The sequence below is a fragment of the Bradyrhizobium sp. genome (assembly GCF_022844465.1).
Classification (GTDB): domain Bacteria; phylum Pseudomonadota; class Alphaproteobacteria; order Rhizobiales; family Xanthobacteraceae; genus Bradyrhizobium.
This window is the reverse complement of the sequence record NZ_JALHLP010000001.1, coordinates 506,432-528,728: the sequence shown is the minus strand read 5'-3', so window position 1 is coordinate 528,728 and position 22,297 is coordinate 506,432. Positions and strand designations below refer to the sequence as shown.

Below are 22,297 nucleotides of genomic sequence, written 5' to 3'. Positions count from 1 at the left end.
GGTCGTCAGATGTCAACGCACGATCCGATCAGCGATCTCATCACCCGCATCCGCAACGCGCAGATGCGCTCGAAGTCCAAGGTGTCAACCCCCGGCTCGAAAATGCGCGCCAGCGTGCTAGAAGTGCTGAAGTCCGAGGGCTACATCCGCGGCTACGCCAGCGTCGAACATTCGTCCGGCCGCAGCGAGCTCGAGATCGAGCTGAAGTATTTCGACGGCGAGCCCGTCATTCGCGAGATCGAACGGGTCTCCAAGCCGGGCCGTCGGGTCTACGCGTCGGTGAAGAACCTGCCGCGCGTGAAGAACGGTCTGGGTATTTCGGTTTTGTCGACGCCAAAGGGAATCATGGCCGACCACGACGCGCGCGACGCGAATGTCGGCGGCGAAGTTCTCTTCACGGTGTTCTGAGGAAGGATCTGGAGCAATGTCACGTGTTGGCAAGCGGCCTGTGACGATCCCGTCCGGTGTGACGGCGAGCGTTGAAGGGCAGACCGTCAAGGTGAAGGGGCCGAAAGGCCAGCTTCAGTTCGTCGTGCATGACGATGTTGAAGTGAAGTTCGAGGAAGGCGCGGTCAAGGTCGCGCCGAGGCTGGAGACCAACCGCGCCCAGGCGATGTATGGCACCGCGCGCGCCCAGGTCGCCAATTTGGTCGAGGGCGTCACCAAGGGTTTCGAGAAGAAGCTCGAGATCACCGGCGTCGGTTACCGCGCCGCGCTGCAGGGCAAGAAGCTGCAGCTCGCGCTCGGCTACAGCCACGACGTCGTTTATGCGATCCCGGAGGGTATCACCATCACGGTGCCGAAGCCGACCGAGATCACGATCACCGGGACTGATTCCCAGCGCGTCGGCCAGGTCGCCGCCGAGATCCGCGCCTACCGTCCGCCGGAGCCCTACAAGGGCAAGGGCGTGAAGTACGCCAACGAATTCATCTTCCGCAAGGAAGGCAAGAAGAAGTAACGGAGCCGGTCATGTCACTCAAGGTCACCAATGCCCGGCGCAAGCAGCGCGTGCGCAACTCGCTGCGCCGGTCCGCCAATGGACGTCCGCGTCTGTCGGTGTTCCGCTCGTCAAAGCACATTTACGCCCAGGTCATCGACGACCTGAAGGGGGAAACGCTGGCTTCGGCCTCGTCGCTGGAAAAGACCATGCGCGAGAGCGGCAGCACGGGCGCCAATATCGATGCGGCCAAGGCCGTTGGCAAGCTGCTGGCCGAACGCGCCGTGAAGAACGGCGTCAAGGAAGTGGTGTTCGACCGCGGCGGCTATCTCTATCACGGGCGCGTCAAGGCGCTGGCGGACGCGGCCCGCGAGAGCGGATTGAGCTTCTAACGAACATCTTGGGCAATTACGAGGACAGGGGCTTTACTCCCCTAGAGATTGGAAAACACCATGGCAGGTGAACGCGAACGCGGCGGACGCGAACGGAGCAGGGATCGCGAGGAACGCGACAGCGAGTTCGTCGACAAGCTCGTCCACATCAATCGGGTGGCGAAGGTCGTCAAGGGCGGCAAGCGCTTCGGCTTTGCGGCGCTGGTCGTGATCGGCGACCAGAAGGGCCGGGTCGGTTTCGGCCATGGCAAGGCGCGCGAAGTTCCCGAGGCGATCCGCAAGGCGACCGAGTCGGCCAAACGCAACCTGACGCGGGTTGCGTTGCGCGAGGGCCGCACCTTGCATCACGACATCGCCGGGCGCCACGGGGCGGGCCGGGTCTACCTGCGTGCGGCTCCGGCCGGCACCGGCATCATCGCCGGCGGCCCGATGCGCGCGGTGTTCGAGACACTCGGGATCCAGGACGTGGTGGCGAAGTCGATCGGCTCGTCAAATCCCTACAACATGGTTCGGGCGACCTTCGACGCGCTGAAGCACCAGGACTCGCCGCGTTCGGTTGCGGCTCGCCGCAATATCAAGGTGTCCACGCTGCAGTCGCGCCGTGTCGGCGGAGACGCCGAAGTGGTGGCCGAATAAACTGGCGCGATCCCAGCGCTTTTTGGAGTCAAGACGATGGCCAAGGCCGCAAAGATGATCAAGGTCGAGCAGACCGGCAGCGCAATCCGCCGCCATCACTCGCAGCGTGCGACGCTGATCGGCCTCAAGCTCAACAAGATAGGTCGCGTGAGCGAATTGCAGGACACGCCTGCCATTCGCGGCATGATCGCCAAGGTTCAACATCTCGTTCGCGTCGTCGACGAGAAATAAGATCGGAGCATGATCCCGAAGACCGGCCACCGGTTTTCGCCAGGGACCATGCTTCAGGAATAAGGGAAGCTCACGATGAAGCTCAGCGAAATCGCAGACAACGCCGGCTCGCGCAAGAAGCGGATGCGCGTCGGCCGTGGCATCGGTTCAGGCAAGGGCAAGACCGCGGGCCGCGGCGGCAAGGGCCAGACCGCGCGTTCGGGCGTTCGCATCAAGGGCTTCGAGGGCGGCCAGATGCCGCTGCATCGGCGCCTGCCGAAGCGCGGCTTCAACAACATCTTCAAGCTCGATTTCGCCGAGATCAATCTGGACCGGCTGCAGCAGGCGATCGACGCCAAGCTGGTCGACGTCAAGGAAACGATCACCGTGGAGTCGCTGGTGAAGGCCGGCGTGGTGCGGCGTCCCAAGGACGGCCTGCGGCTGCTCGGCCGCGGCGAAATCAAGGCCAAGCTTGCGATCGAGGCCCACGGCGCCTCGAAATCCGCGGTCGCAGCGGTCGAGAAGGCCGGCGGCACGGTGAAGATCCTGGCTCCGGCCAAGAAGGACGAGGGCGAGGCGGCGTAACTTATGCGTCATCGCGCGCCTGACCGCAGGCTATCCGCACGACAGAACGATGGACTTATCGAAGCCGAGCACCAAATAATGTCCGGCGTCCGCCGATCGCTCCGCCCGGGGCGACGGCCGGTGGGGCGGCGGGAGAAAGCCTGAACATGGTCTCAGCAGCAGAACAACTTGCGGCAAACCTCAATTTCTCGGCGCTCGGCAAGGCTGACGAACTAAAGAAGCGCATCTGGTTCACGCTTGGCGCGCTGCTGGTCTACCGGCTCGGCACCTACATCCCGCTGCCCGGCATCGATCCCGCGGTCTGGGAGCAGGTGTTCAAGTCGCAGGCCGGCGGCATCCTCGGCATGTTCAACATGTTCGCCGGCGGCGGAATCAACCGCATGGCGATCTTCGCGCTGAACATCATGCCCTATATCTCGGCATCGATCATCATCCAGTTGCTGACGACCGTATCGCCGAAGCTGGAGGCGCTGAAGAAGGAAGGTGAGGCCGGTCGCAAGACGCTGAACCAGTATACCCGCTATCTCACGGTGATCCTCGCCGCATTCCAGTCCTGGGGGATCGCGGTCGGTCTGCAGGGCGCTGGCAATGTCGTCAGCGAGCCCGGCATGTTCTTCCTGATCTCCACATCGGTGACGTTGACTGGCGGCACCATGTTCCTGATGTGGCTGGGCGAACAGATCACCTCGCGCGGCATCGGTAACGGCATTTCGCTGATCATTCTGGCCGGCATCGTCGCCGAACTGCCCTCGGCGCTTGCCAACATGCTGGAACTGGGTCGCCAGGGCGCGCTTTCGACCGCGCTGATCCTGATCGTGATCGTGATGGCGGTGGTCGTGATCGCCTTCATCGTGTTCATGGAACGGGCACAGCGCCGGCTTCTGATCCAGTATCCGAAGCGCCAGGTCGGCAACAAGATGTTCGAGGGCCAGTCCTCGCATCTGCCTCTGAAGCTCAACACCTCAGGCGTGATCCCGCCGATCTTCGCCTCGTCGCTGCTGCTGCTGCCGGCCACCGTCGCGAACTTCAACGCCGGCCAGGGGCCGGAATGGTTCCAGTGGCTCAACACCCAGCTCAGCCATGGTCGTCCGCTGTTCCTGATCCTGTATCTCTCGCTGATCGTGTTCTTCGCGTTCTTCTACACCGCGATCGTGTTCAACCCGACCGAGACCGCCGACAATCTCAAGAAGCATGGCGGTTTCATTCCGGGGATTCGCCCAGGTGAACGCACCGCCGAATACATCGACTACGTGCTATCGCGCGTCACCGTTCTGGGTGCTGCCTATCTGGCGATCGTGTGCCTGATTCCCGAAATTCTGATTTCCTATGCCGCGGTGCCGTTCTATTTTGGCGGGACGTCGCTACTGATCGTTGTCAGCGTGACAATGGACACCGTGGCGCAGGTGCAGGGATATCTGCTTGCCCATCAATATGAAGGGTTGATCAGGAAGTCGAAGCTCAGGGGACGCCGTCGTTGATCGGAGACGGCACGGATCGACTGCAATACAGGGGTGTGCGAGGTTCGCTCACCCAGCCGGGGGGCGGGTAGGAATGAGATTGATCCTGTTGGGTCCGCCGGGCGCGGGCAAGGGGACTCAGGCACAACGGCTGTTGCAGAAGTATGGCATCGTACAGCTTTCGACCGGCGAGATGCTGCGGGCCGCGGTCGCCGCGCAGACTCCGGTCGGACTGCAGGCCAGGGACATCATGGCGAGCGGCGCGCTGGTGCCGGATGAGATCGTGATCGGGATCATCTCCGACCGGCTCGACCAGCCCGACGTCAAGAACGGATTCATTCTTGACGGATTTCCGCGCACGGTGCCGCAGGCAGCCGCGCTGGACGATCTCCTGAAGAGGAAGCGCCTCAAGCTCGACGCCGTGATCGAATTGCGCGTCAACGAGAGCGCGCTCTTGCATCGGGTGGAAACGCGAATAACCGAAATGCGGGCCCGCGGCGAGGAAGTGCGAAACGATGATACCCCGGAAGTTCTGTCGAAGCGGCTGGCGAGCTACCGCACGCTGACCGAGCCCCTGATCCATTACTATTCCGAGCGGCGCAAGCTGGTGACGGTGGACGGGATGATGACCATCGAGCAGGTCACCCGGGAAATTGACCGGATCCTGTCCGCGCTAGGCGCCGTGGCACCAAGGGCGGCGCCAGCCAGGAAGGCCACGGCGGCCTCCAGCAAGACCGCCAAGCCCGGGGGCAGAAAGGCCGCCAAAGCAGCCAAGAAGCCCGCCAAAACCGCGCCCAGGGCCGCCGAGCAGGCCTCTAGGGCCGTCGCCAAGGCGCGCAAGAGGGCCGTTGCGGACGCCAAGGGCCGGGGAACCGGGATGGGCAAAAAGGCGGCAAAACGAACGGTCCGGAAGGCCTCAAAAAAAGCCGTGAAAAAGCGAGCTAAACGATAGGGGCGGTTGACGAAACCGAGTTGACTCCTTAATAAGCCGGCATCCTCGTTGGATAATTTTTGACGATGCCGGGCCCCAAAGCAAATGAGGGGAAGGGCGTCGTGTTCGCGTTTGCGGACATCAGCCAGCGTTATCAAGAACTTAAAGCCGTTCCCTGAGGGGTCGGTGACAGGAGAGAGCTCCGTGGCCCGTATTGCCGGCGTGAATATCCCCACCAACAAGCGCGTGCTGATCGCGCTCCAGTACATCCATGGCATCGGCCAGAAGAACGCCGCCGAGATCATCGAGAAGGTCAAGATCCCCGTGGATCGCCGCGTCAGCCAGCTCAGCGACCAGGAAGTGCTGCAGATCCGCGAAGTGATCGACCGCGACTATCTGGTCGAGGGCGATCTGCGCCGCGAGACCGGCATCAACATCAAGCGCCTGATGGACCTCGGCTGCTATCGTGGGCTGCGTCATCGCCGCGGCCTGCCGGTCCGCGGCCAGCGCACCCATACCAATGCGCGTACGCGCAAGGGGCCGGCCAAGTCGATCGCCGGCAAGAAGAAGTAAGTTCAGCGAATAGCGAATGGGGAGTAGCGAATGATTCTATTCGCTAATCGCCACTCACCATTCGCTTCTTAGGTGTAGCCGCTGGAACTACGGCGGCGTTTGAGATCACAGGAAAGGTACTGGAATGGGCAAGGAAGCCACCCGCGTACGCCGCCGCGAACGCAAGAACATCGCGTCCGGCGTCGCGCACGTGAATTCGTCTTTCAACAATACGACCATCACCATCACCGACGCGCAAGGCAACACCATTGCCTGGTCGTCGGCCGGCACGATGGGCTTCAAGGGCTCGCGCAAATCGACCCCGTATGCCGCGCAGGTCGCGGCCGAAGACGTTTCCAAGAAGGCGCAGGAACACGGCATGCGCACGCTGGAAGTGGAAGTCGCAGGTCCCGGCTCAGGCCGTGAATCGGCGCTGCGCGCGCTGCAGGCGGCGGGCTTCACTGTCACCTCGATCCGCGACGTGACGACGATCCCGCACAATGGTTGCCGTCCGCGCAAGCGCCGGCGGGTTTGACGTTTGGTCGCGGACGGCTTGGCCGCTCCGCGATGTTTTGAAATTTGACTGCCGCGGACTGACCCGCGATCTCCAACGCCAGTGATCCAAACGCAGATCGACTGGCCGGTCTATGGACCCGAAGGGGTGACAAAGTGACGATCCAGAAGAATTGGCAAGAACTTATTCGACCGAACAAGCTGCAGATCACGCCGGGCAATGATGCAACCAGGTTTGCAACCGTCGTCGCCGAACCGCTCGAACGCGGTTTCGGCCAGACCCTCGGCAACGCGCTGCGCCGCATCCTGCTGTCGTCGTTGCAAGGCGCGGCGGTGCAGTCGGTGCATATCGACGGCGTGCTGCACGAATTCTCTTCGATCGCGGGCGTTCGCGAGGACGTTACCGACATCGTCCTCAACATCAAGGACATCTCGATCAAGATGCAGGGCGACGGCCCCAAGCGCATGGTCGTCAAGAAGTCGGGCCCTGGCGCCGTTACCGCCGGCGACATCCAGACCGTCGGCGACGTCGTGGTGCTGAACCCCGACCTGCAGATTTGCACGCTGGACGAGGGCGCAGAAATCCGCATGGAGTTCACCGTCGCCGCCGGCAAGGGCTATGTCGCCGCCGAGCGCAACCGCCCCGAGGATGCGCCGATCGGGCTCATTCCGGTCGACAGTCTGTTTTCGCCGGTGCGAAAGGTCTCCTACAAGGTCGAGAACACCCGTGAGGGCCAGATCCTCGACTATGACAAGCTGACCATGACGATCGAGACCAACGGTGCGATCACGCCGGAAGACGCGGTGGCCTATGCCGCCCGCATCCTGCAGGATCAGCTCAATGTGTTCGTGAACTTCGAAGAGCCTCGCAAGGAAGTGGCGCAGGAGATCATCCCGGATCTCGCATTCAACCCGGCCTTCCTCAAGAAGGTGGACGAACTCGAACTTTCGGTGCGTTCGGCCAACTGCCTGAAGAACGATAATATCGTATACATCGGCGACCTCGTGCAGAAGTCGGAAGCCGAAATGCTCCGGACCCCGAATTTCGGCCGCAAGTCGCTGAACGAGATCAAGGAAGTTCTGGCCCAGATGGGTCTGCATCTCGGCATGGAAGTGCCGGGCTGGCCGCCCGAGAATATCGACGAACTGGCCAAGCGCTTCGAGGATCACTACTGAGAATTCGTCATTCCGGGGCGATGCGTCAGCATCGAACTATGGTGCGCAATTGCGCACCCGAGAATCTCGAGATTCCGGATCGCCGCTTCGCGACGTCCGGAATGACATGACAGGGCGAACGCAGGCAGCCCACCTGAGCAACAAGTCCGACGAACCGTCGCGACGAATGGAATTCAAGGAATACAAAAATGCGTCACGGCAAGGTTCATCGCAAGCTCAACCGTACCGCCGAGCATCGCAAAGCGATGTTCGCCAACATGTGCGCGGCGCTGATCAAGCACGAGCAGATCGTCACCACGCTGCCGAAGGCGAAGGAATTGCGCCCGATCGTGGAGAAGCTGGTGACACTCGGCAAGAAGGGCGGACTGGCCATGCGTCGTCAGGCGATCTCCGAGATGCGCGACAAGGATCAGGTCAGGAAACTATTTGACACGCTGGCGCCCCGTTACAAGGACCGTCAGGGCGGATACACCCGCATCATCAAGGCTGGCTTCCGTTACGGCGACAACGCGCCGATGGCGGTGATCGAGTTCGTCGACCGCGACGTCGACGCCAAGGGCCAGGACTCCGGCCCGGTGCGGGAAAAGGCCGCTGAAGCCGCCTGAGCCTGTCTCGACGGACTGAAAAAAAGCGGCGCCTTGGCGCCGCTCAGACTGCTGACAAACCCCGTCGATTTCGGCGGGGTTTTGTTTTTGGTGGTGGCGTCATCGGGAGCGCCGGTCATCCCGGTGCGGGGATCGGCCTTGGCGCCAGCGCCAACGGCGCCGTGGCGCCGCTTTTTGCTTTCAAGAGTCTCTTTGTCGATCACCAGTGATGCCAGTGGTGGCGATGGTGACGGTGGTGGTAATGCCGGTGCGGATGGTAGGCAAACGCCGGGCGAACCACGCGATGATATCGCACCACGGGAACATATGGTTCGTGGTAGTAGCTTGAATAACCACCATAATACGCTGGCGCATAGCCGACGTAATACGCCGGGCGATAGTAGCTCCGATGGTAGGTCGGGCCGTAGTGGCCTCCATAATAGGCCGGGGCATATCCGCCATGGTAGCCGTATCCCGGACCATACGCATATGCATTGGAGGCTATTCCGCCGATCACTGCTCCCGCGATCAGCCCGCCGGCCAATCCCGGAAGAAAGCCGCGCCGGGCTTCTGCGGGCGACGGAGAGGTTACCGCGGTCAAGCCAAGGACCCCCGCAACGGCCAATCCCAAGGTTGCCTTCCTCATAGACTGCTCCTTTCAGTAACAAGCCCAGAACACATTCGGGGCGGTGTTCGTTTCAGCAAGATGGACGCTCGCTAAACGCTTTCAATCGGGATTTGTTGCCCAAAGCGCGGCCTTCAAGGGTATTGGCGGCGAATTTAATCTTCATGAACGAATGTTCAGGGAGCGTTCGGTGGACCTTTGGCCGCCAGCTACCACCCCTCCATCACGATCTTGCCGCGGGATTTGCCGGATTCCAGAAGCGCGTGCGCCCGCTTGAGGTTGGCGGCGTTGATGGTTCCGAAGGTCTGGTCGAGCGTGGTGCGCAGCACGCCCTTGTCGGTGAGGTCGCCGACGTCGTTGAGCAGGTGATGCTGGGCGATCATGTCCGGCGTCTGGAAAGAGGAGCGGGTGAACATCGATTCCCAATGGATCGAGATGGCTTTGCCCTTGAAGGCGCTGACGCTGAATTCCGGGGGATCGTCGATCAGGCCGAACTTGCCCTGCGGCGCCATGAAATCCGCGATCGCCTTGTAATGCTGGTCGGTGAAGGTCAGGCTTGCGACCAACGCCACCGGCGGCAGTTTCAGTTTTTCGACCTGTTCCTTCATCGGCCTGGAATGATCGATCACGGCATGCGCGCCAAGGTCGAGGCACCATTTCTGCGACTCCGGGCGCGTGGCGGTCGCGACCACCGTCAGCCCGGTGAGTCGGCGCGCGAGCTGGATCAGGATTGAGCCGACGCCACCGGCGCCGCCGGTGATCAGCAGCGTGCGTGGATCGACGCTCTTGCCGGGCCTGACGCCAAGCCGGTCAAACAGCAATTCCCATGCGGTGATCGAGGTCAGCGGCAGCGCCGCGGCCTGTGCGAACGACAGCGATTTCGGCTTGCGTCCGACGATGCGCTCGTCGACCAAGTGAAATTCCGCGTTGGTGCCCTGGCGCAGGATCGAGCCGGCATAGAATACCTCATCGCCCGGCTTGAGCAAGGTGACATCGGCGCCGACGGCGTCGACGATTCCTGCGGCGTCATAGCCGAGTATCTTGGTCTCGCCTTCGGGCGGGGCGGCGCGCTTGCGGACCTTGTAGTCAACCGGGTTGGCGGAGATCGCTTTCACGGCGACGCGGACATCGCGCCCTTTGGGCTCGGGTTTCGCAACCTCGAAATCGATCAGCGAGTCTGCCGCTTCGATCGGCAGCGACTTCTTGTATCCGACGGCCTTCATGCGACGGTTCTCCCTGTTGGTCCGGTAATTCCTTGCTACGGTGCCGTTCTGAAGCGAAAATGCAAGTGTGGAAGCGATGGCTTCCTGAAGTCACCGAAAACAACCACTCGATCGTGCGATTCCCTTCTATTCAGGGGCCAGGAAGTCTATATTGACCGACCAGCCCCTCGGGAAACCTTGATGATCGTACTCCGAATTGTGTCGGCATTCCTCATGACGGTGGTGGCCGCAGGTCCATCGGCCGCGCAAGACCGCCGCTTGCCGACGTCGCCCGCAGAACTCAGGCTTTCCTATGCCCCGATCGTGCAGCGCGCGCAGCCGGCGGTGGTGAACGTTTACGCCGGCAAGACGGTACAGAACCGGAATCCGCTGCTGGACGATCCTATCTTTCGCCGCTTCTTCGGGGTGCCGGGGCAGCAGCCGGAACAAATGCAGCGTTCGCTCGGGTCAGGCGTCATGGTCGATCCGTCCGGACTGGTGGTTACGAACAACCATGTGATCGAGGGCGCGGACCAGGTGAAGATATCGCTTGCCGACAAGCGTGAATTCGAGGCCGAGATCGTGCTCAAGGACAGCCGCACCGACCTGGCGGTGCTACGGATCAAGGACGCCAGGGAGAAATTCATAACGCTGGACTTCGCCAATTCCGATGAACTTCAGGTCGGCGACGTGGTGCTGGCGATGGGCAATCCCTTCGGCGTCGGCCAGACCGTCACCCACGGGATCGTTTCCGCGTTGGCCCGCACCAAGGTCGGCATCACCGACTACCAGTTCTTCATCCAGACCGACGCGGCGATCAACCCCGGCAATTCCGGTGGTGCGCTGGTCGACATGGCCGGCAGGCTCGTCGGCATCAACACCGCGATCTTCTCGCGCTCCGGCGGCTCGCAGGGCATCGGCTTTGCGATTCCAGCCAACATGGTGCGGGTCGTGGTCGCGTCCGCCAAGAGCGGCGGCAAGGCGGTCAAACGGCCCTGGCTCGGGGCAAAGTTGCAGGCGGTGACGCCCGAAATCGCCGAGACGCTGGGCCTGAAACTGCCGAACGGCGCCTTGGTCGCCAATGTCGCGCCAAACAGCCCGGCCGCGCGCGCGGGGTTGAGACTGTCCGACCTGATCGTCGCGGTCGAGGGGCAGACGATCGAGGATCCCAACGCGTTCGACTACCGCTTCGCCACCCGTCAGCTGGGCGGCACCGCGCAGATCGACGTGCAGCGCGCCGGCCGGATCGTCAGGCTGACGGTGCCGCTGGAGACCGCGCCCGATACCAACCGCGACGAGATTGTCCTCACCGCGCGCTCGCCGTTCCAGGGCGCGAAGGTCGCCAACATATCGCCGGCGGTTGCCGACGAACTGAATCTCGACTCACAGATCGAGGGCGTCGTGGTGGTCGATCTCGCGGAGGGCGGCACGGCGGCCAGCGTCGGCTTTCAGAAGGGCGACGTCATTCTTGCGGTCAACAACCAGAAGATCGGCAAGACCAGCGATCTTGACCGGGTTTCGAAAGCGACATCCCGACTCTGGCGCATCGTCGTGGTGCGCGGCGGGCAGCAGATCAACGTGACGCTGGGCGGATGAGCCCGAAGCAACCACGCGAGGCCGCCAATCTGTTTGCGGCGGCAGGGCTGGAGCAGGATGCGCCGCATCCGCTGCCCGACCGGCTGCGTCCGCGGGCGCTCGTCGATGTCGTTGGACAGGATCATATCCTCGGTCCCGACGGCGCGCTGACGCGGATGCTGGCGACCCGGACGCTTGGTTCGCTGGTGTTCTGGGGGCCGCCGGGTACCGGCAAGACCACGGTGGCGCGGTTGCTGGCGGACGCCACCGACCTGCATTTCGAGCAGATTTCGGCGGTGTTCTCCGGCGTCGCCGACCTGAAAAAGGTGTTCGACTCGGCGCGCGCCCGGCGCGAGATGGGCAAGGGCACGCTGTTGTTCGTCGACGAAGTGCATCGCTTCAACCGCGCGCAGCAGGATTCGTTTCTGCCCGTGATGGAGGACGGCACCGTCGTGCTGGTCGGCGCCACCACCGAAAATCCGTCGTTTGAGCTGAACGCCGCGCTGTTGTCGCGGGCGCGGGTTCTGGTGTTTCATTCGCTCGATCCGGGCGCGATCGAGAAGCTCTATGCCCATGCCGAAGCGATCGAAGGCAGGAAGTTGCCGCTGGATGCGGAAGCGCGCGCGGTGCTGGTACGGATGGCCGATGGCGACGGCCGCGCCGCGCTGACGCTCGCCGAAGAAGTCTGGCGCGCCGCGCGTAAGGATGAAGTCTTCAACGCCGTGCAGCTGCAGGAGATCCTGCAGCGCCGGGCGCCGATCTACGACAAGTCGGCCGACGGTCATTACAATTTGATCTCGGCGCTGCATAAATCGGTGCGCGGCTCCGACCCTGATGCCGCGCTGTATTACCTCGCGCGCATGCTGGATGCGGGCGAGGATCCGCTGTTCCTGGCGCGGCGCGTGGTGCGCATGGCGGTCGAGGACATCGGGCTTGCCGATCCGCAGGCGCTGGTGATCTGCAACGCCGCCAAGGATGCCTTCGATTTTCTGGGGTCGCCGGAGGGCGAACTGGCGATCGCGCAGGCCGTGATCTATCTCGCCACCGCGCCGAAATCGAACGCGGCCTACAAGGCGTTTGGCGCTGCGATGCGCACGGCAAAGGAGGGTGGATCGCTGCTGCCGCCCAAGCACATCCTGAACTCGCCGACCAAGCTGATGAAGTCGGAAGGCTATGGCTCGGGCTACGCCTACGACCACGACGCGCCGGAAGCGTTCTCCGGCCAGGACTACTTCCCGGAAGCGCTGGGGCGACAGACATTCTACGATCCACCCGATCGCGGTTACGAGCGGGAAATCCGCAAGCGGCTGGAGTACTGGGCCAGGCTGCGCAAGGAGCGCGCGCGAGGGGAGGGCGAATGAGCGGTTCTGGAAATCATCGAAAGCAGGCAATCTGGATCGCCGCGCTTGTGGCAACGCTGGCGTCTGCATTTTCTGCAACCGCCGACACCGTCGATGTCGCACCGGGCGTGCAGGTGACCAGGCGAACCTATCCGGCGCCGATCAATGAGCAGCCGTTCTTCGGATTTTCGATCAAGGACTCAGCGCAGAAGGCTGCCGATGCGAACTTCGTTACCGCCATCATTCAGGCGGCCGGCACGCGGGAGAAGGCGTTTGAGGAAACCACCAAGCGCGGCTGGCGGGCGATCAACGCCGGCAAGATGGGAGAGGCCGCGCAGCGGTTCAACCAGGCGTTTCTGATTTCACCCGAGCAAAGCGGCGTCTACCATGGCTTCGCTGCGGTTGCTCAAATCCGTTTCAAGGACTTCGACGCCGCAGAAGAGCTGTTCAGGATCGCGCTCAGGCAGCCGCAGCCGTTGAAGGCGCTCAATGCCGACTACGGCCGCCTGCTGCTGATCGCCAAGCGGCCACGCGAGGCTGAGCCGGTGCTGGAACAGGCGACCCGGGATGCGCCCGATCTGGCCGATGCCTGGACCAATCTCGCCTGGGCGCGCTTCCAGAATGGCGACCCGGCGTCGGCCTGTGCGGCGGCGGAGCAGGCCGCCAGGCAGCGTCCGTCTCCCACGTCCGCCAGCGATCTGACCGCAGTGAGAAGCGTCGCCCAGTGCAAGTAGGGCGCGCCGTCGCGCCCGTCCTTGGCGGGCGCGCGGAACTCCGTTCCGGCTGAACAGGGCGATGGGATGGTCGGAATTGCGCCGAATTAACCGTGACGATAACCGACATTTGCGCTACGCAACCGCTTGTCTCCGGAGCCGCAGCAATCATGAGCCGTCGCGTCAAGAAACCTCTCCGCCCGGCGGGCGATCGTCCGAAGGGCGCACGTCCTTATCGGGGCTCGCCGGCCGAGCGGCCGCAGGCCCGTCGTCCGGGCGGAAAGCCGCCGCCGCGGTTCCCGGCCTCGCCGCCGCGCGCCGCAATGCCTTTTGTGCCGGAGCCGGAAAAGGCCGCGCCCGAGCTGCTGCCGCTGCCGACCAAGGTTCAGACCGTCGTGGTGACCGCGGACGAGAACAACATGCGGGTTGACCGCTTTCTCGAGGCGCGCTTCCCCGGCCTGTCGTTCTCCCACATCCAGCGGGTCGTCCGCAAAGGCGAGTTGCGGGTCAACGGCAAGCGCGCCGACAGCAAGGACCGGCTGGAGGAAGGCCAGAGCGTGCGCATCCCGCCGCTGCGGCTGGACACGCCCAAGGCTGCCGGCCCGCTCTCGGAAGCCGCCAACAAAACGCTGCAGGCACTCAAGGACATGATCCTGTTCGAGGACGCCGACGTCATGGTGCTGAACAAGCCGGCCGGGCTCGCGGTCCAGGGCGGCTCGGGCATCACCCGCAATGTCGATGACATGCTGGAGGTGATGCGCGACGCCAAGGGCCAGAAGCCGCGGCTGGTGCATCGGCTCGACAAGGAAACCTCGGGCTGCCTGCTGATTGCGAAAACGCGCTTTGCCGCGACCGCGCTGACCGGCTCGTTCCGCCACCGTTCCGCGCGAAAGATCTACTGGGCGCTGGTGGCGGGCGTGCCGAAGCCGAAGCAGGGCCGCATCTCGACTTATCTTGCCAAGGAGGAGAGCGAGGACGACACCATCATGCGGATCGCCAGGCATGGCGACGAGGGCGCAAGCCACGCCGTGACCCATTACGCCGTCGTCGAGACCTCGGCGCAGAAGCTCGCCTGGATCTCGCTGAAGCCGGTCACCGGGCGCACCCATCAACTGCGCGCGCACATGGCGCATATCGATCACGCGATCGTCGGCGATCCCAAATATTTCAACAAGGAGAACTGGGAGCTGCCGGGCGGGCTTCAGAACCGCCTGCATCTGCTGGCGCGGCGGATTTCGATTCCGCACCCGCGCGGCGGCGTGATCGATGTCAGCGCGCCGCTGCCGCCGCACATGCTGCAATCCTGGAATTTGCTCGGGCTCGAGGCCGACCGTTTCGATCCGATCGAGAACGCGCCGGAGGAATAGGCCTCGTCACCGCCGGAAGCCGAGAACCGCATGCGTGAGCTATTCGACGAAGTCGCCGGGCAATCACCGTTCGATCCCGAGGAGGCGGTGCGCCGCGGCTCGCGCACGCCCCAGCGCAAGCGCTTCTACAAGGTTGCCGGATTCGCAGAGGCCGATGGCGGGTTTGCGGTCACGCTCGATGGCAGGCCGATCCGCACGCCGTCCGGCCGCCAGGTGCTGGCGCCGAAAGCCGGCATTGCGGAAGCCATCGCGGCGGAATGGAATGCGCAAGGCGAGACCATCAATCCCTTGGCCATGCCGCTGACCCGCTTTGCCAACAGTGTCGCCGAGATCGGCGATCGCGTCGATGCGGTAGCTGAGGACGTCGCCAAATATCTCGGCACCGATCTGCTTTTCTATCGCGCGGGCCATCCCGCGGCGCTGGTCGCCAGGGAGGCCGCATATTGGGATCCCGTGCTGGCCTGGGCCGCCAGGGAATTGGGGGCGCATTTCATCCTGTCCGAGGGGATCGTGCATGTGACCCAGCCGGCGCAGGCGATCGCGGCGGCGCGCGGCGCGTTTCCGGCTGACGCCTGGTCGGTGGCGGCGCTGCATGTGGTGACGACGCTGACCGGGTCGGCTCTGCTGGCGCTGGCGCTGCTGCACGGCGTCAGCGACGCCGATCAGGTCTGGGCGGCGGCCCATGTCGACGAGGACTGGAACATCGAGAAATGGGGCATGGACGAGGAGGTAGCCGCGCGTCGAGCCTCTCGTCTGGTCGATTTCCAGGCTGCGGTGGCCATTTTGGCGGCGCTGAAGGTCTGACCTTCGGCCCTCGGGTTAACGAGAGGTTTACGCCGCCGGGTTAGGGTCTGGCCTGGCCGAGACCTCAGATATGGCGAACGCAATTAATCCCACCGCTCCCGTGCTTGCCGCCCAAGGGGTTGGCGGCCTTGCGCCCGAACTCGTGTTTCAGCCGGGCAGCGTGGTCGACGCGCAGGTGCTCAAGATTCTCTCCGCCGATCTGGTGCGGATCGCCATCGCCAGCCTCTCGATCGACGTGGCCTCGGAAGTCCCGCTGCAGCAAGGCCAGACCCTGCAGCTCGCGGTATCGCAGACCAAGGACGGCATCCGCCTTGCGGTGGTCGGGCAGGGCGGCGGCGCCGCGGCTGACGCCGTTACGCTTTCGCCCGATGCGCTGGACGATGCTGCGACCGCCCGTCCGATGACCCTGGCTTCAAAGGACCCGTTGAGCCCGATCGAGCGGGCGGCGGTCTCGGTCGCTGCGCAGGCCGCGGCCGTCGAGCAGGAAAGCCTGGCGCCACTGTTCGCCAATCTCGGCACGGCCGTCTCGTCCATCAGCCTGCCGTCCAAATTGCGCGAGGCGATGGCGCAGGTGCTGGCACAACAGACCAGCCTCGACCAAAACCTCGCTGGCGGCGACATCAAGACCGCGTTCCAGAAATCCGGTATTTTTCTTGAGGCTTCGCTGGCGTCGGGTTCGGCGCCTTCGACCGGCGTTCCCGATCTCAAGGCCGCACTGATCGTGCTGCGGCAGACGCTGCAGTCGGCGCTTGGCGCCAAGGCCGCGGCCGCAGCTCCGGCGGCGCCCGTGACCCTCAACGCCGAGGCAGCCAGCCTCGCGCCTTCACTGGAATCCGACGTTCAGGAAATCTTGCGGTCACAGGCGCGGCTGCCTGCCGCCACCGATATCGCGGTGTCCGGCGGCGCCGCCCGCGGCGCGCCGACCGCCGGGCTGAACGCCTTGCCTTCGGCCGGGGCGACCTTGAACCTGCTGCAGGAGGCGCTGCAGCAGCTCGGCATCCCCGGGCGAATAGCGAGTGCGGCAACGGATGCTCGAGGTGACCTGACCTTCCATACCAATACGCCGCCTCCGCCGATCCGCGGCGCGCTTCCGGCCGCGCAGCCGGTCGCGGCGCCGACGCTCGCGCCCGATGCGCCGCTGGCGACGACCGCGCATCATCTGCTCGATGACACCGATGCCGCGATCGCGCGGCAAACCTTGCTGCAGGTGGCCTCGTTGCCGGATCGCGTCGAGGCCTCGGCGCCAAGGGTGGATGCGCCGGGTCCGCGCTGGCATTTCGAGATTCCCTTCGTGACGCCGCAGGGCACGGCGATGGCCCAGTTCGAGATTTCCCGCGATGGTGCGGCCGAGGAAGTCGAGGCTGCCAAGCGGGTGTGGCGGGCGCGGTTTTCGCTCGACGTCGAGCCGGCCGGCCCGGTTCATGCGCTGGTATCGCTCACGGGCGAAAAGACCTCGGTCCGGATGTGGGCGGAACGGCCCAACACGGCGGCGCAGCTGCGCGCTGGCGCCTCAGAACTGAGCCAGGCGCTCAGCCGGGCCGAACTGACGCCCGGCGATATCGTGATCCGCGACGGCACGCCACCGCCGCCGGCCGCGCCCGCGCGCGCCGGCCATTTTCTGGATCGCGCGCTATGAGCGTCGAGACCAGGAATCGGCTCGCGGTCGCGCTGCACTACGACAAAACCGGCGCGCCGCTCGTCGTCGCCAAGGGCAAGGGCGTAATCGGCGCCAGGATCATCGAACTCGCCCGGGCTAACGACATTCCTATCGAGGAGAACGAAGTGCTGGCGGGCGCCCTGTCGCACGTCGAGATCGGCGACGAGATTCCGGCGGAACTGTACAAGGCGGTTGCCGAGGTCCTGATCTTCGTGCTGCGGCTGTCAGGGCGGGTTCGCTAGCTGATCCTGCTGCCATTGTCATAGTTTTTCCACGATGCCATCGGCATCGTTTTCCGAGGTTTCTGAACCGGCTCGGATATCCCTTGATCAACCGCCGCCATGCGCTGGGCCTCGTCGCCGCGACCAGCCTGTTCCCCCCAACCGGCCTCGCCAACGTCTCGTACCAGCGCAGCGAGTTTCGCGACGACCTGGCCCGGCGTTTTCTGGCACTGGGCACCACAGGTACCTTCGTCGCCTACAAGGTGGACGACTACCTGATCATCGCCAGCGACAAGGTGCGTTCGGGCGAGGGCAGGCTGCCGGCCTCGACCTTCAAGATCCCGCATTCCATCATCGCGCTCGAGACTGGCGTGGTGGTGGATCCCGACAAGGACGTCTTCAAGTGGGACGGGGTGACGCGCAGTATCGAGCCCTGGAACAAGGATCACACCCTGCGCTCGGCGATCGCGGCCTCCGCTGTACCGATCTATCAGGAGATCGCGCGGCGCATCGGATCCGAGCGCATGCAGAAGTACGTCGACCTGATGGACTACGGCAATCGCGACATCGGCGGCGGCATCGACCAGTTCTGGCTGACCGGTAACCTGCGGATCGATCCGATCCAGCAGATCGACTTCCTCGACCGGCTGCGCCGCGGCGTGCTGCCGGTCTCCGCGCGCAGCCAGGAACTGGCGCGCGACATCCTGACCGTGACCAAGGTCGGCGACGCCACGATCCGCACCAAGAGCGGGCTTTTGGGCGCGGAGCAGGGCAGGCCGTCACTGGGCTGGATGGTCGGCTGGGCCGAGAAGGGCAGCCGGCAAACCGTGTTCGCCATGAACATGGACTGCAAGGAGCAAAGCCACATCGCCGCGCGGATGACGGTGACGCAGCAATGCCTCACTGATATCGTGGCGATCTGACGGTTTTGGGTGATGTATCGGCCATGCCCGGCCACTTTGGTCAGGGTGCCGAGAACCAGCGCGCCAGACCCGCTTGCCAGCTTCCGGGGGTGTTTCCGGTTCAGAAAAGGGCGTGTTAGAAGGCCCTAAATCGACCTAGAAACGGGCGGAAGCAGATGAAGGACATCCTGGATAGCCTCGAGGAGCGGCGCGCCGGCGCCAAATTTGGCGGCGGCGAGAAGCGCATCGAGGCGCAGCACGCCCGCGGCAAGCTGACCGCGCGGGAGCGCATCGAGCTTCTGCTCGACAAGGGCTCGTTCGAGGAGTTCGACATGTTCGTCGAGCACCGTTCGACCGAGTTCGGCATGGAGAAGAACAAGATTCCGGGCGACGGCGTCGTCACCGGCTGGGGCACCGTCAACGGCCGCAAGACCTTTGTCTTCGCCAAGGACTTCACCGTTTTCGGCGGCTCGCTGTCCGAGACCCATGCGCTGAAGATCACAAAACTGCAGGACATGGCGATGAAGGCGAGGGCGCCGATCATCGGCCTCTATGACGCCGGCGGCGCGCGCATCCAGGAAGGCGTGGCGGCGCTGGCGGGCTATTCCTACGTGTTCCGCCGCAACGTCATTGCCTCAGGCGTGATCCCGCAGATCTCCGTCATCATGGGCCCGTGCGCCGGCGGCGACGTCTATTCGCCTGCCATGACCGACTTCATCTTCATGGTGAAGAACACCAGCTACATGTTCGTCACGGGTCCCGACGTGGTGAAGACCGTCACCAACGAGGTGGTGACGGCGGAAGAACTCGGCGGCGCCTCGGTGCATGCGACCCGCTCCTCGATCGCCGACGGCGCGTTCGAGAACGACGTCGAGACGCTGCTGCAGATGCGCCGGCTGATCGATTTCCTGCCCTCCAACAACACCGACGGCGTGCCGGAATGGCCGAGCTTCGACGACATCGAGCGCGTCGACATGTCGCTGGATACGCTGATCCCCGACCATCCGAACAAGCCCTACGACATGAAGGAGCTGATCGGCAAGGTTGTGGACGAGGGCGACTTTTTCGAGATTTCGGAAGCCTTCGCGAAGAACATCGTCACCGGTTTCGGCCGCATCGCCGGCCGCACCGTCGGCTTCGTCGCCAACCAGCCGATGGTGCTGGCGGGCGTGCTGGACTCCGACGCCTCGCGCAAGGCCGCGCGCTTCGTCCGCTTCTGCGACGCCTTCAACATCCCGATCGTCACCTTCGTCGACGTGCCGGGATTCCTGCCCGGCACCGCGCAGGAATATGGCGGCCTGATCAAGCACGGCGCGAAGCTCCTGTTCGCCTATTCGCAGTGCACGGTGCCGCTGGTCACGGTCATCACCCGTAAGGCCTATGGCGGTGCGTTCGACGTGATGGCCTCCAAGGAAATCGGCGCCGACATGAATTACGCATGGCCGACGGCGCAGATCGCGGTGATGGGCGCCAAGGGCGCGGTCGAGATCATTTTCCGCGCCGACATCGGCGACGCCGAGAAAATCGCCGCGCGCACGAAGGAATACGAAGACCGCTTCCTGTCCCCCTTCATCGCCGCCGAGCGTGGCTACATCGACGACGTCATCATGCCGCATTCGACGCGGAGGCGGATCGCCCGCGCGCTGGCGATGCTTAGGGACAAGAAGGTCGAGATGCCCGCGAAGAAGCACGACAATTTGCCGTTGTAGAGAGAAACACTCCCCGCTCGCTGTGAGGCAATACCTTAACGGAAGGAGACGAGCCAATGACCCGCCATCCTGATTTCGTGCCCCACGGCGTCATTCCGGCGGTGCTGCTGCCGTTCCACGAGGACTTCTCGATCGACGAGCCGAGCTTCCGGGCCCATTTGCGCGATGTCGGGGCGGTGCAGGGGCTGTCGGCGATCACGGTCAACGCGCACTCCACCGAGGTGGCCTCGTGCACGCGCGACGAACAGCGGCGCGTCATGGAAATCGCGGGCGAGGAAGTCGGCGGCAAATTGCCTGTGGTTCACGGCATCTGGGCGGATGGCAGCCTGGAGGCGGCGCGGATCGCGCGCGAGGCCGAGGCCGGCGGCGCATCGGCGCTTCTGGTGTTTCCGCCGGCGCCGTTCACGATTGGTCAGTCGGCCGCGATGGCTTTGGCCCATTTCAAGACCATCGCTGACGCAACCGATCTGCCGCTGATCGCGTTTCAATATCCGCTCGCCACCGGGCAGGGCTATCCGGCGGCGACGCTGGAGCGGCTGCTCGACGAAGTGCCGACCATCCGCGCCATCAAGGACTGGACCCCGCTGGTGCCGCAACATGAGAGCCAGATTCGGGCGTTGCAGGGACGCAAGCGCCCCATCAACGTGCTGTCCACCAATAGCGCATGGCTCCTGAGCTCGCTGGTGCTCGGCTGCAACGGTCTGCTTTCCGGCAGCGGCAGCGTCATCGCCGATCTTCAGGCGAGGCTTTATCGCGCCGTGCGGGCCAACGATCTCGCCGAGGCCCGCCGGCTCAACGACCGGATCTATCCGACGGCGCGGGTATTCTACGCCGATCCCTTCGTCGACATGCACAACCGCATGAAAGAGGCGCTGGTGCTGCTTGGCAAACTGCCTCGGGCGGTGGTGCGTCCGCCGCTGGTCAAGATATCGGAGGCGGAGATCGCCCGGATCCGGGATGCGTTGATCGAGGCGGGTTTGCTCGACGCGGGAGCCGCACTGGGACGCGACGCCGCCTAGACCGGGATGACTTTTCTTCGAATCGTCATCCCTGTCTAGCTCTCTGTTTGAGCATGATCTTTTCGGAAAACCGCTACACACTTTTCCGGATCATGCTCTAGCGACCTGCATCCTCCTGTGACACAAGCTTTCCCGATCCTGAATCCGATGGCCGAAGACGATCCGACCGACGAGATTTCGCAAATCGAAGCGCGGATCAGGCACCTTGCCGAGGTCGCCGAGCGATGCCGGAAGATTGTCCTGGTTTCGAAGGCAGCCATCGGCGGCGGGATCGCCTTGCTGCTGCTGATGATGCTCGGCCTGCTCGGGTCCAGTCCCGTCGCAGCCCTCGGGTCGATCGCGCTGGTGCTGGGCGGAATCGTGTCGCTCGGATCGAATGTCAGTACGCTGCAGCAGACCGAGGCCGCCCTTGCTGCGGCCGAAGTGCTCCGTTCGGACTTGATCGGCCGCATCGACCTCCGGCTGGTGGACGACGCCCCGATGAAACTGGTGTGATGCGGCTGATCGGAAAGGCGCGCATGCGCGAGGTAAGCCGATGAGGAAAGCCCGTCACCCCCGGGGCGAAGACCGCAAGGCGGATTGGCGCCAGCAGCCCGCCGGTTAACCCTCTGTTAACCATGCCGGCTTAGCCTGCGATCACGGCGCGGTCATCATCAGCCCATTGCAGCCCGGTTCGTTCAAGGAGAGCCGCCGATGACCATCGAATTACTGACCTATCGCGCGCTCGGCGATCGCCTGAGCGTCTCGCCGGAGGCCGCGCGGTCGCTTGCCAGGCGGCGCCGGTTGCCGCGCTCGCGTTCCGCTGACGGCAAGGCCCTGGTGAGCGTTGATCTCGCCGAAATCAGGCATGCGCCCCAGCCACCGGGCAGTCGCCGAGTGGACAAGATCGCCGTGTTGGCGGCACAGGTGGAAGCCTTGGAGGCGCGGCTGGAAGCCAACGCAGCCGCGCACCGCGCAGATTTCGAGCGCGAGCGCGAACGCGCCGACCGCCTCATGAACGAACTGCGGGAGGCGTCTGCGGCAACCAGGGCTGCCACGGAGGCTATGGCATGGCTGGAGCGCGAGGTGACAGCGTTGCGGACCGCTGGTCGAACGGTTGGCGACGGACCGGCTGGACGCCGGGTGGGGCACCTGGCCGCAACCCTGGTGGAAGCAGACCGCAAGGCCGCTGCGCGTGGGTAGCAATCTCT

The 22,297-nt window shown here is 64.2% G+C and carries 26 protein-coding genes; 24 read left to right on the top strand and 2 right to left on the bottom strand.

The features are described from left to right. Nucleotides 1-9: 9 nt before the first annotated feature. The 12 genes from rpsH (at nucleotide 10) to rplQ (ending at nucleotide 7,994) form a co-directional block, all read left to right on the top strand. Nucleotides 10-408 (top strand): 30S ribosomal protein S8, encoded by a 399-nt coding sequence (gene rpsH, locus Q0D31_RS02675; protein WP_291844355.1) that lies wholly within the window; start codon nucleotides 10-12, stop codon nucleotides 406-408. Between the two features lie 16 nt (nucleotides 409-424). After that, nucleotides 425-958 carry a 50S ribosomal protein L6 gene (gene rplF, locus Q0D31_RS02670; protein ID WP_291844353.1) on the top strand — a complete coding sequence of 178 codons (534 nt, stop codon included), beginning with the start codon at nucleotides 425-427 and terminating at the stop codon, nucleotides 956-958. 11 nt (nucleotides 959-969) lie between these two features. Next, nucleotides 970-1,329, top strand: coding sequence for a 50S ribosomal protein L18 (rplR, locus tag Q0D31_RS02665; RefSeq protein ID WP_291844351.1), 360 nt, complete (start codon nucleotides 970-972; stop codon nucleotides 1,327-1,329). 60 nt (nucleotides 1,330-1,389) lie between these two features. Then, nucleotides 1,390-1,965 (top strand): 30S ribosomal protein S5, encoded by a 576-nt coding sequence (rpsE, locus tag Q0D31_RS02660; RefSeq protein WP_028349043.1) that lies wholly within the window; start codon nucleotides 1,390-1,392, stop codon nucleotides 1,963-1,965. 36 nt (nucleotides 1,966-2,001) lie between these two features. Then, nucleotides 2,002-2,196 (top strand): 50S ribosomal protein L30, encoded by a 195-nt coding sequence (rpmD, locus tag Q0D31_RS02655; RefSeq protein ID WP_291844346.1) that lies wholly within the window; start codon nucleotides 2,002-2,004, stop codon nucleotides 2,194-2,196. A gap of 75 nt (nucleotides 2,197-2,271) precedes the next feature. Then, nucleotides 2,272-2,760 (top strand): 50S ribosomal protein L15, encoded by a 489-nt coding sequence (gene rplO, locus Q0D31_RS02650; RefSeq protein WP_291844344.1) that lies wholly within the window; start codon nucleotides 2,272-2,274, stop codon nucleotides 2,758-2,760. Nucleotides 2,761-2,906: 146 nt separating this feature from the next. Then, complete coding sequence (secY, locus tag Q0D31_RS02645) at nucleotides 2,907-4,238, top strand: preprotein translocase subunit SecY (RefSeq protein WP_291844341.1); 1,332 nt, start codon at nucleotides 2,907-2,909, stop codon at nucleotides 4,236-4,238. A gap of 73 nt (nucleotides 4,239-4,311) precedes the next feature. Beyond that, entirely contained in the window at nucleotides 4,312-5,169 is an 858-nt protein-coding gene (locus tag Q0D31_RS02640; protein WP_291844338.1) for an adenylate kinase, read from the top strand. Nucleotides 5,170-5,352: 183 nt separating this feature from the next. Beyond that, nucleotides 5,353-5,721, top strand: a complete 369-nt coding sequence (gene rpsM / locus Q0D31_RS02635) for a 30S ribosomal protein S13 (protein WP_291844334.1) — start codon at nucleotides 5,353-5,355, stop codon at nucleotides 5,719-5,721. Nucleotides 5,722-5,845: 124 nt separating this feature from the next. Then, nucleotides 5,846-6,235: a 30S ribosomal protein S11 gene (rpsK, locus tag Q0D31_RS02630; RefSeq protein ID WP_007603045.1), complete on the top strand. Its 390-nt coding sequence runs from the start codon at nucleotides 5,846-5,848 to the stop codon at nucleotides 6,233-6,235. Nucleotides 6,236-6,336: 101 nt separating this feature from the next. Next, nucleotides 6,337-7,389: a DNA-directed RNA polymerase subunit alpha gene (locus tag Q0D31_RS02625; protein ID WP_291846690.1), complete on the top strand. Its 1,053-nt coding sequence runs from the start codon at nucleotides 6,337-6,339 to the stop codon at nucleotides 7,387-7,389. A 188-nt stretch (nucleotides 7,390-7,577) separates the two neighbouring features. Next, nucleotides 7,578-7,994, top strand: coding sequence for a 50S ribosomal protein L17 (gene rplQ / locus Q0D31_RS02620; RefSeq protein WP_291844326.1), 417 nt, complete (start codon nucleotides 7,578-7,580; stop codon nucleotides 7,992-7,994). 199 nt (nucleotides 7,995-8,193) lie between these two features. On the opposite strand, the gene Q0D31_RS02615 is transcribed toward rplQ, so the two are convergent. Both Q0D31_RS02615 and Q0D31_RS02610 read right to left on the bottom strand, forming a co-directional pair. Then, nucleotides 8,194-8,619 (bottom strand): hypothetical protein, encoded by a 426-nt coding sequence (locus Q0D31_RS02615; protein WP_291844323.1) that lies wholly within the window; start codon nucleotides 8,617-8,619, stop codon nucleotides 8,194-8,196. A gap of 188 nt (nucleotides 8,620-8,807) precedes the next feature. Beyond that, nucleotides 8,808-9,821, bottom strand: a complete 1,014-nt coding sequence (locus Q0D31_RS02610; RefSeq protein WP_291844321.1) for a zinc-binding alcohol dehydrogenase family protein — start codon at nucleotides 9,819-9,821, stop codon at nucleotides 8,808-8,810. 180 nt (nucleotides 9,822-10,001) lie between these two features. Here Q0D31_RS02610 and Q0D31_RS02605 point away from each other — a divergent pair, with 180 nt between their 5' ends. The 12 genes from Q0D31_RS02605 to Q0D31_RS02550 all read left to right on the top strand — a co-directional run bounded on the left by Q0D31_RS02605 (nucleotide 10,002) and on the right by Q0D31_RS02550 (nucleotide 22,289). After that, nucleotides 10,002-11,396: a DegQ family serine endoprotease gene (locus Q0D31_RS02605; protein ID WP_291844319.1), complete on the top strand. Its 1,395-nt coding sequence runs from the start codon at nucleotides 10,002-10,004 to the stop codon at nucleotides 11,394-11,396. Next, nucleotides 11,393-12,736, top strand: coding sequence for a replication-associated recombination protein A (locus tag Q0D31_RS02600; protein WP_291844318.1), 1,344 nt, complete (start codon nucleotides 11,393-11,395; stop codon nucleotides 12,734-12,736). The genes Q0D31_RS02605 and Q0D31_RS02600 overlap by 4 nt, the downstream gene beginning before the upstream one ends. Continuing rightward, complete coding sequence (locus Q0D31_RS02595) at nucleotides 12,733-13,449, top strand: tetratricopeptide repeat protein (protein WP_291844316.1); 717 nt, start codon at nucleotides 12,733-12,735, stop codon at nucleotides 13,447-13,449. The genes Q0D31_RS02600 and Q0D31_RS02595 overlap by 4 nt, the downstream gene beginning before the upstream one ends. A gap of 149 nt (nucleotides 13,450-13,598) precedes the next feature. Beyond that, nucleotides 13,599-14,795 carry an RluA family pseudouridine synthase gene (locus tag Q0D31_RS02590; RefSeq protein WP_291844314.1) on the top strand — a complete coding sequence of 399 codons (1,197 nt, stop codon included), beginning with the start codon at nucleotides 13,599-13,601 and terminating at the stop codon, nucleotides 14,793-14,795. Between the two features lie 30 nt (nucleotides 14,796-14,825). Then, on the top strand, nucleotides 14,826-15,599 hold the full coding sequence (locus tag Q0D31_RS02585) for an ATP12 family protein (RefSeq protein WP_291844312.1): 774 nt from the start codon (nucleotides 14,826-14,828) through the stop codon (nucleotides 15,597-15,599). Nucleotides 15,600-15,669: 70 nt separating this feature from the next. Continuing rightward, complete coding sequence (locus Q0D31_RS02580; RefSeq protein WP_291844310.1) at nucleotides 15,670-17,235, top strand: flagellar hook-length control protein FliK; 1,566 nt, start codon at nucleotides 15,670-15,672, stop codon at nucleotides 17,233-17,235. Continuing rightward, entirely contained in the window at nucleotides 17,232-17,498 is a 267-nt protein-coding gene (locus tag Q0D31_RS02575; RefSeq protein WP_291844307.1) for an EscU/YscU/HrcU family type III secretion system export apparatus switch protein, read from the top strand. The genes Q0D31_RS02580 and Q0D31_RS02575 overlap by 4 nt, the downstream gene beginning before the upstream one ends. Before the next feature lie 83 nt (nucleotides 17,499-17,581). Beyond that, the gene (locus Q0D31_RS02570; RefSeq protein ID WP_291844305.1) at nucleotides 17,582-18,400 is read left to right on the top strand and encodes a penicillin-binding transpeptidase domain-containing protein; all 819 of its coding nucleotides are present in this window, start codon (nucleotides 17,582-17,584) and stop codon (nucleotides 18,398-18,400) included. Nucleotides 18,401-18,555: 155 nt separating this feature from the next. Further along, nucleotides 18,556-20,088 (top strand): acyl-CoA carboxylase subunit beta, encoded by a 1,533-nt coding sequence (locus Q0D31_RS02565; RefSeq protein WP_291844303.1) that lies wholly within the window; start codon nucleotides 18,556-18,558, stop codon nucleotides 20,086-20,088. Between the two features lie 56 nt (nucleotides 20,089-20,144). Next, complete coding sequence (locus Q0D31_RS02560) at nucleotides 20,145-21,107, top strand: dihydrodipicolinate synthase family protein (RefSeq protein WP_291844301.1); 963 nt, start codon at nucleotides 20,145-20,147, stop codon at nucleotides 21,105-21,107. Nucleotides 21,108-21,254: 147 nt separating this feature from the next. Next, complete coding sequence (locus tag Q0D31_RS02555) at nucleotides 21,255-21,602, top strand: hypothetical protein (protein WP_291844299.1); 348 nt, start codon at nucleotides 21,255-21,257, stop codon at nucleotides 21,600-21,602. A 198-nt stretch (nucleotides 21,603-21,800) separates the two neighbouring features. Further along, nucleotides 21,801-22,289 (top strand): hypothetical protein, encoded by a 489-nt coding sequence (locus Q0D31_RS02550; protein ID WP_291844297.1) that lies wholly within the window; start codon nucleotides 21,801-21,803, stop codon nucleotides 22,287-22,289. Nucleotides 22,290-22,297 lie beyond the last annotated feature (8 nt).

What these genes read in the sequence shown, in the direction of transcription:
- Q0D31_RS02605 (WP_291844319.1), top strand. Translation starts at nt 10,002, where the DNA reads ATGATCGTACTCCGAATTGTGTCGGCATTCCTCATGACGGTGGTGGCC.
- rpsK (WP_007603045.1), top strand. Translation starts at nt 5,846, where the DNA reads ATGGGCAAGGAAGCCACCCGCGTACGCCGCCGCGAACGCAAGAACATC.
- rplF (WP_291844353.1), top strand. Translation starts at nt 425, where the DNA reads ATGTCACGTGTTGGCAAGCGGCCTGTGACGATCCCGTCCGGTGTGACG.
- secY (WP_291844341.1), top strand. Translation starts at nt 2,907, where the DNA reads ATGGTCTCAGCAGCAGAACAACTTGCGGCAAACCTCAATTTCTCGGCG.
- Q0D31_RS02585 (WP_291844312.1), top strand. Translation starts at nt 14,826, where the DNA reads ATGCGTGAGCTATTCGACGAAGTCGCCGGGCAATCACCGTTCGATCCC.
- rpsH (WP_291844355.1), top strand. Translation starts at nt 10, where the DNA reads ATGTCAACGCACGATCCGATCAGCGATCTCATCACCCGCATCCGCAAC.
- Q0D31_RS02600 (WP_291844318.1), top strand. Translation starts at nt 11,393, where the DNA reads ATGAGCCCGAAGCAACCACGCGAGGCCGCCAATCTGTTTGCGGCGGCA.
- Q0D31_RS02610 (WP_291844321.1), bottom strand. Translation starts at nt 9,821, where the DNA reads ATGAAGGCCGTCGGATACAAGAAGTCGCTGCCGATCGAAGCGGCAGAC.
- rpmD (WP_291844346.1), top strand. Translation starts at nt 2,002, where the DNA reads ATGGCCAAGGCCGCAAAGATGATCAAGGTCGAGCAGACCGGCAGCGCA.
- Q0D31_RS02595 (WP_291844316.1), top strand. Translation starts at nt 12,733, where the DNA reads ATGAGCGGTTCTGGAAATCATCGAAAGCAGGCAATCTGGATCGCCGCG.
- Q0D31_RS02565 (WP_291844303.1), top strand. Translation starts at nt 18,556, where the DNA reads ATGAAGGACATCCTGGATAGCCTCGAGGAGCGGCGCGCCGGCGCCAAA.
- rplQ (WP_291844326.1), top strand. Translation starts at nt 7,578, where the DNA reads ATGCGTCACGGCAAGGTTCATCGCAAGCTCAACCGTACCGCCGAGCAT.
- rplR (WP_291844351.1), top strand. Translation starts at nt 970, where the DNA reads ATGTCACTCAAGGTCACCAATGCCCGGCGCAAGCAGCGCGTGCGCAAC.
- Q0D31_RS02575 (WP_291844307.1), top strand. Translation starts at nt 17,232, where the DNA reads ATGAGCGTCGAGACCAGGAATCGGCTCGCGGTCGCGCTGCACTACGAC.
- Q0D31_RS02550 (WP_291844297.1), top strand. Translation starts at nt 21,801, where the DNA reads ATGACCATCGAATTACTGACCTATCGCGCGCTCGGCGATCGCCTGAGC.
- rplO (WP_291844344.1), top strand. Translation starts at nt 2,272, where the DNA reads ATGAAGCTCAGCGAAATCGCAGACAACGCCGGCTCGCGCAAGAAGCGG.
- Q0D31_RS02590 (WP_291844314.1), top strand. Translation starts at nt 13,599, where the DNA reads ATGAGCCGTCGCGTCAAGAAACCTCTCCGCCCGGCGGGCGATCGTCCG.
- Q0D31_RS02580 (WP_291844310.1), top strand. Translation starts at nt 15,670, where the DNA reads ATGGCGAACGCAATTAATCCCACCGCTCCCGTGCTTGCCGCCCAAGGG.
- Q0D31_RS02640 (WP_291844338.1), top strand. Translation starts at nt 4,312, where the DNA reads ATGAGATTGATCCTGTTGGGTCCGCCGGGCGCGGGCAAGGGGACTCAG.
- Q0D31_RS02560 (WP_291844301.1), top strand. Translation starts at nt 20,145, where the DNA reads ATGACCCGCCATCCTGATTTCGTGCCCCACGGCGTCATTCCGGCGGTG.
- rpsE (WP_028349043.1), top strand. Translation starts at nt 1,390, where the DNA reads ATGGCAGGTGAACGCGAACGCGGCGGACGCGAACGGAGCAGGGATCGC.
- Q0D31_RS02615 (WP_291844323.1), bottom strand. Translation starts at nt 8,619, where the DNA reads ATGAGGAAGGCAACCTTGGGATTGGCCGTTGCGGGGGTCCTTGGCTTG.
- Q0D31_RS02555 (WP_291844299.1), top strand. Translation starts at nt 21,255, where the DNA reads ATGGCCGAAGACGATCCGACCGACGAGATTTCGCAAATCGAAGCGCGG.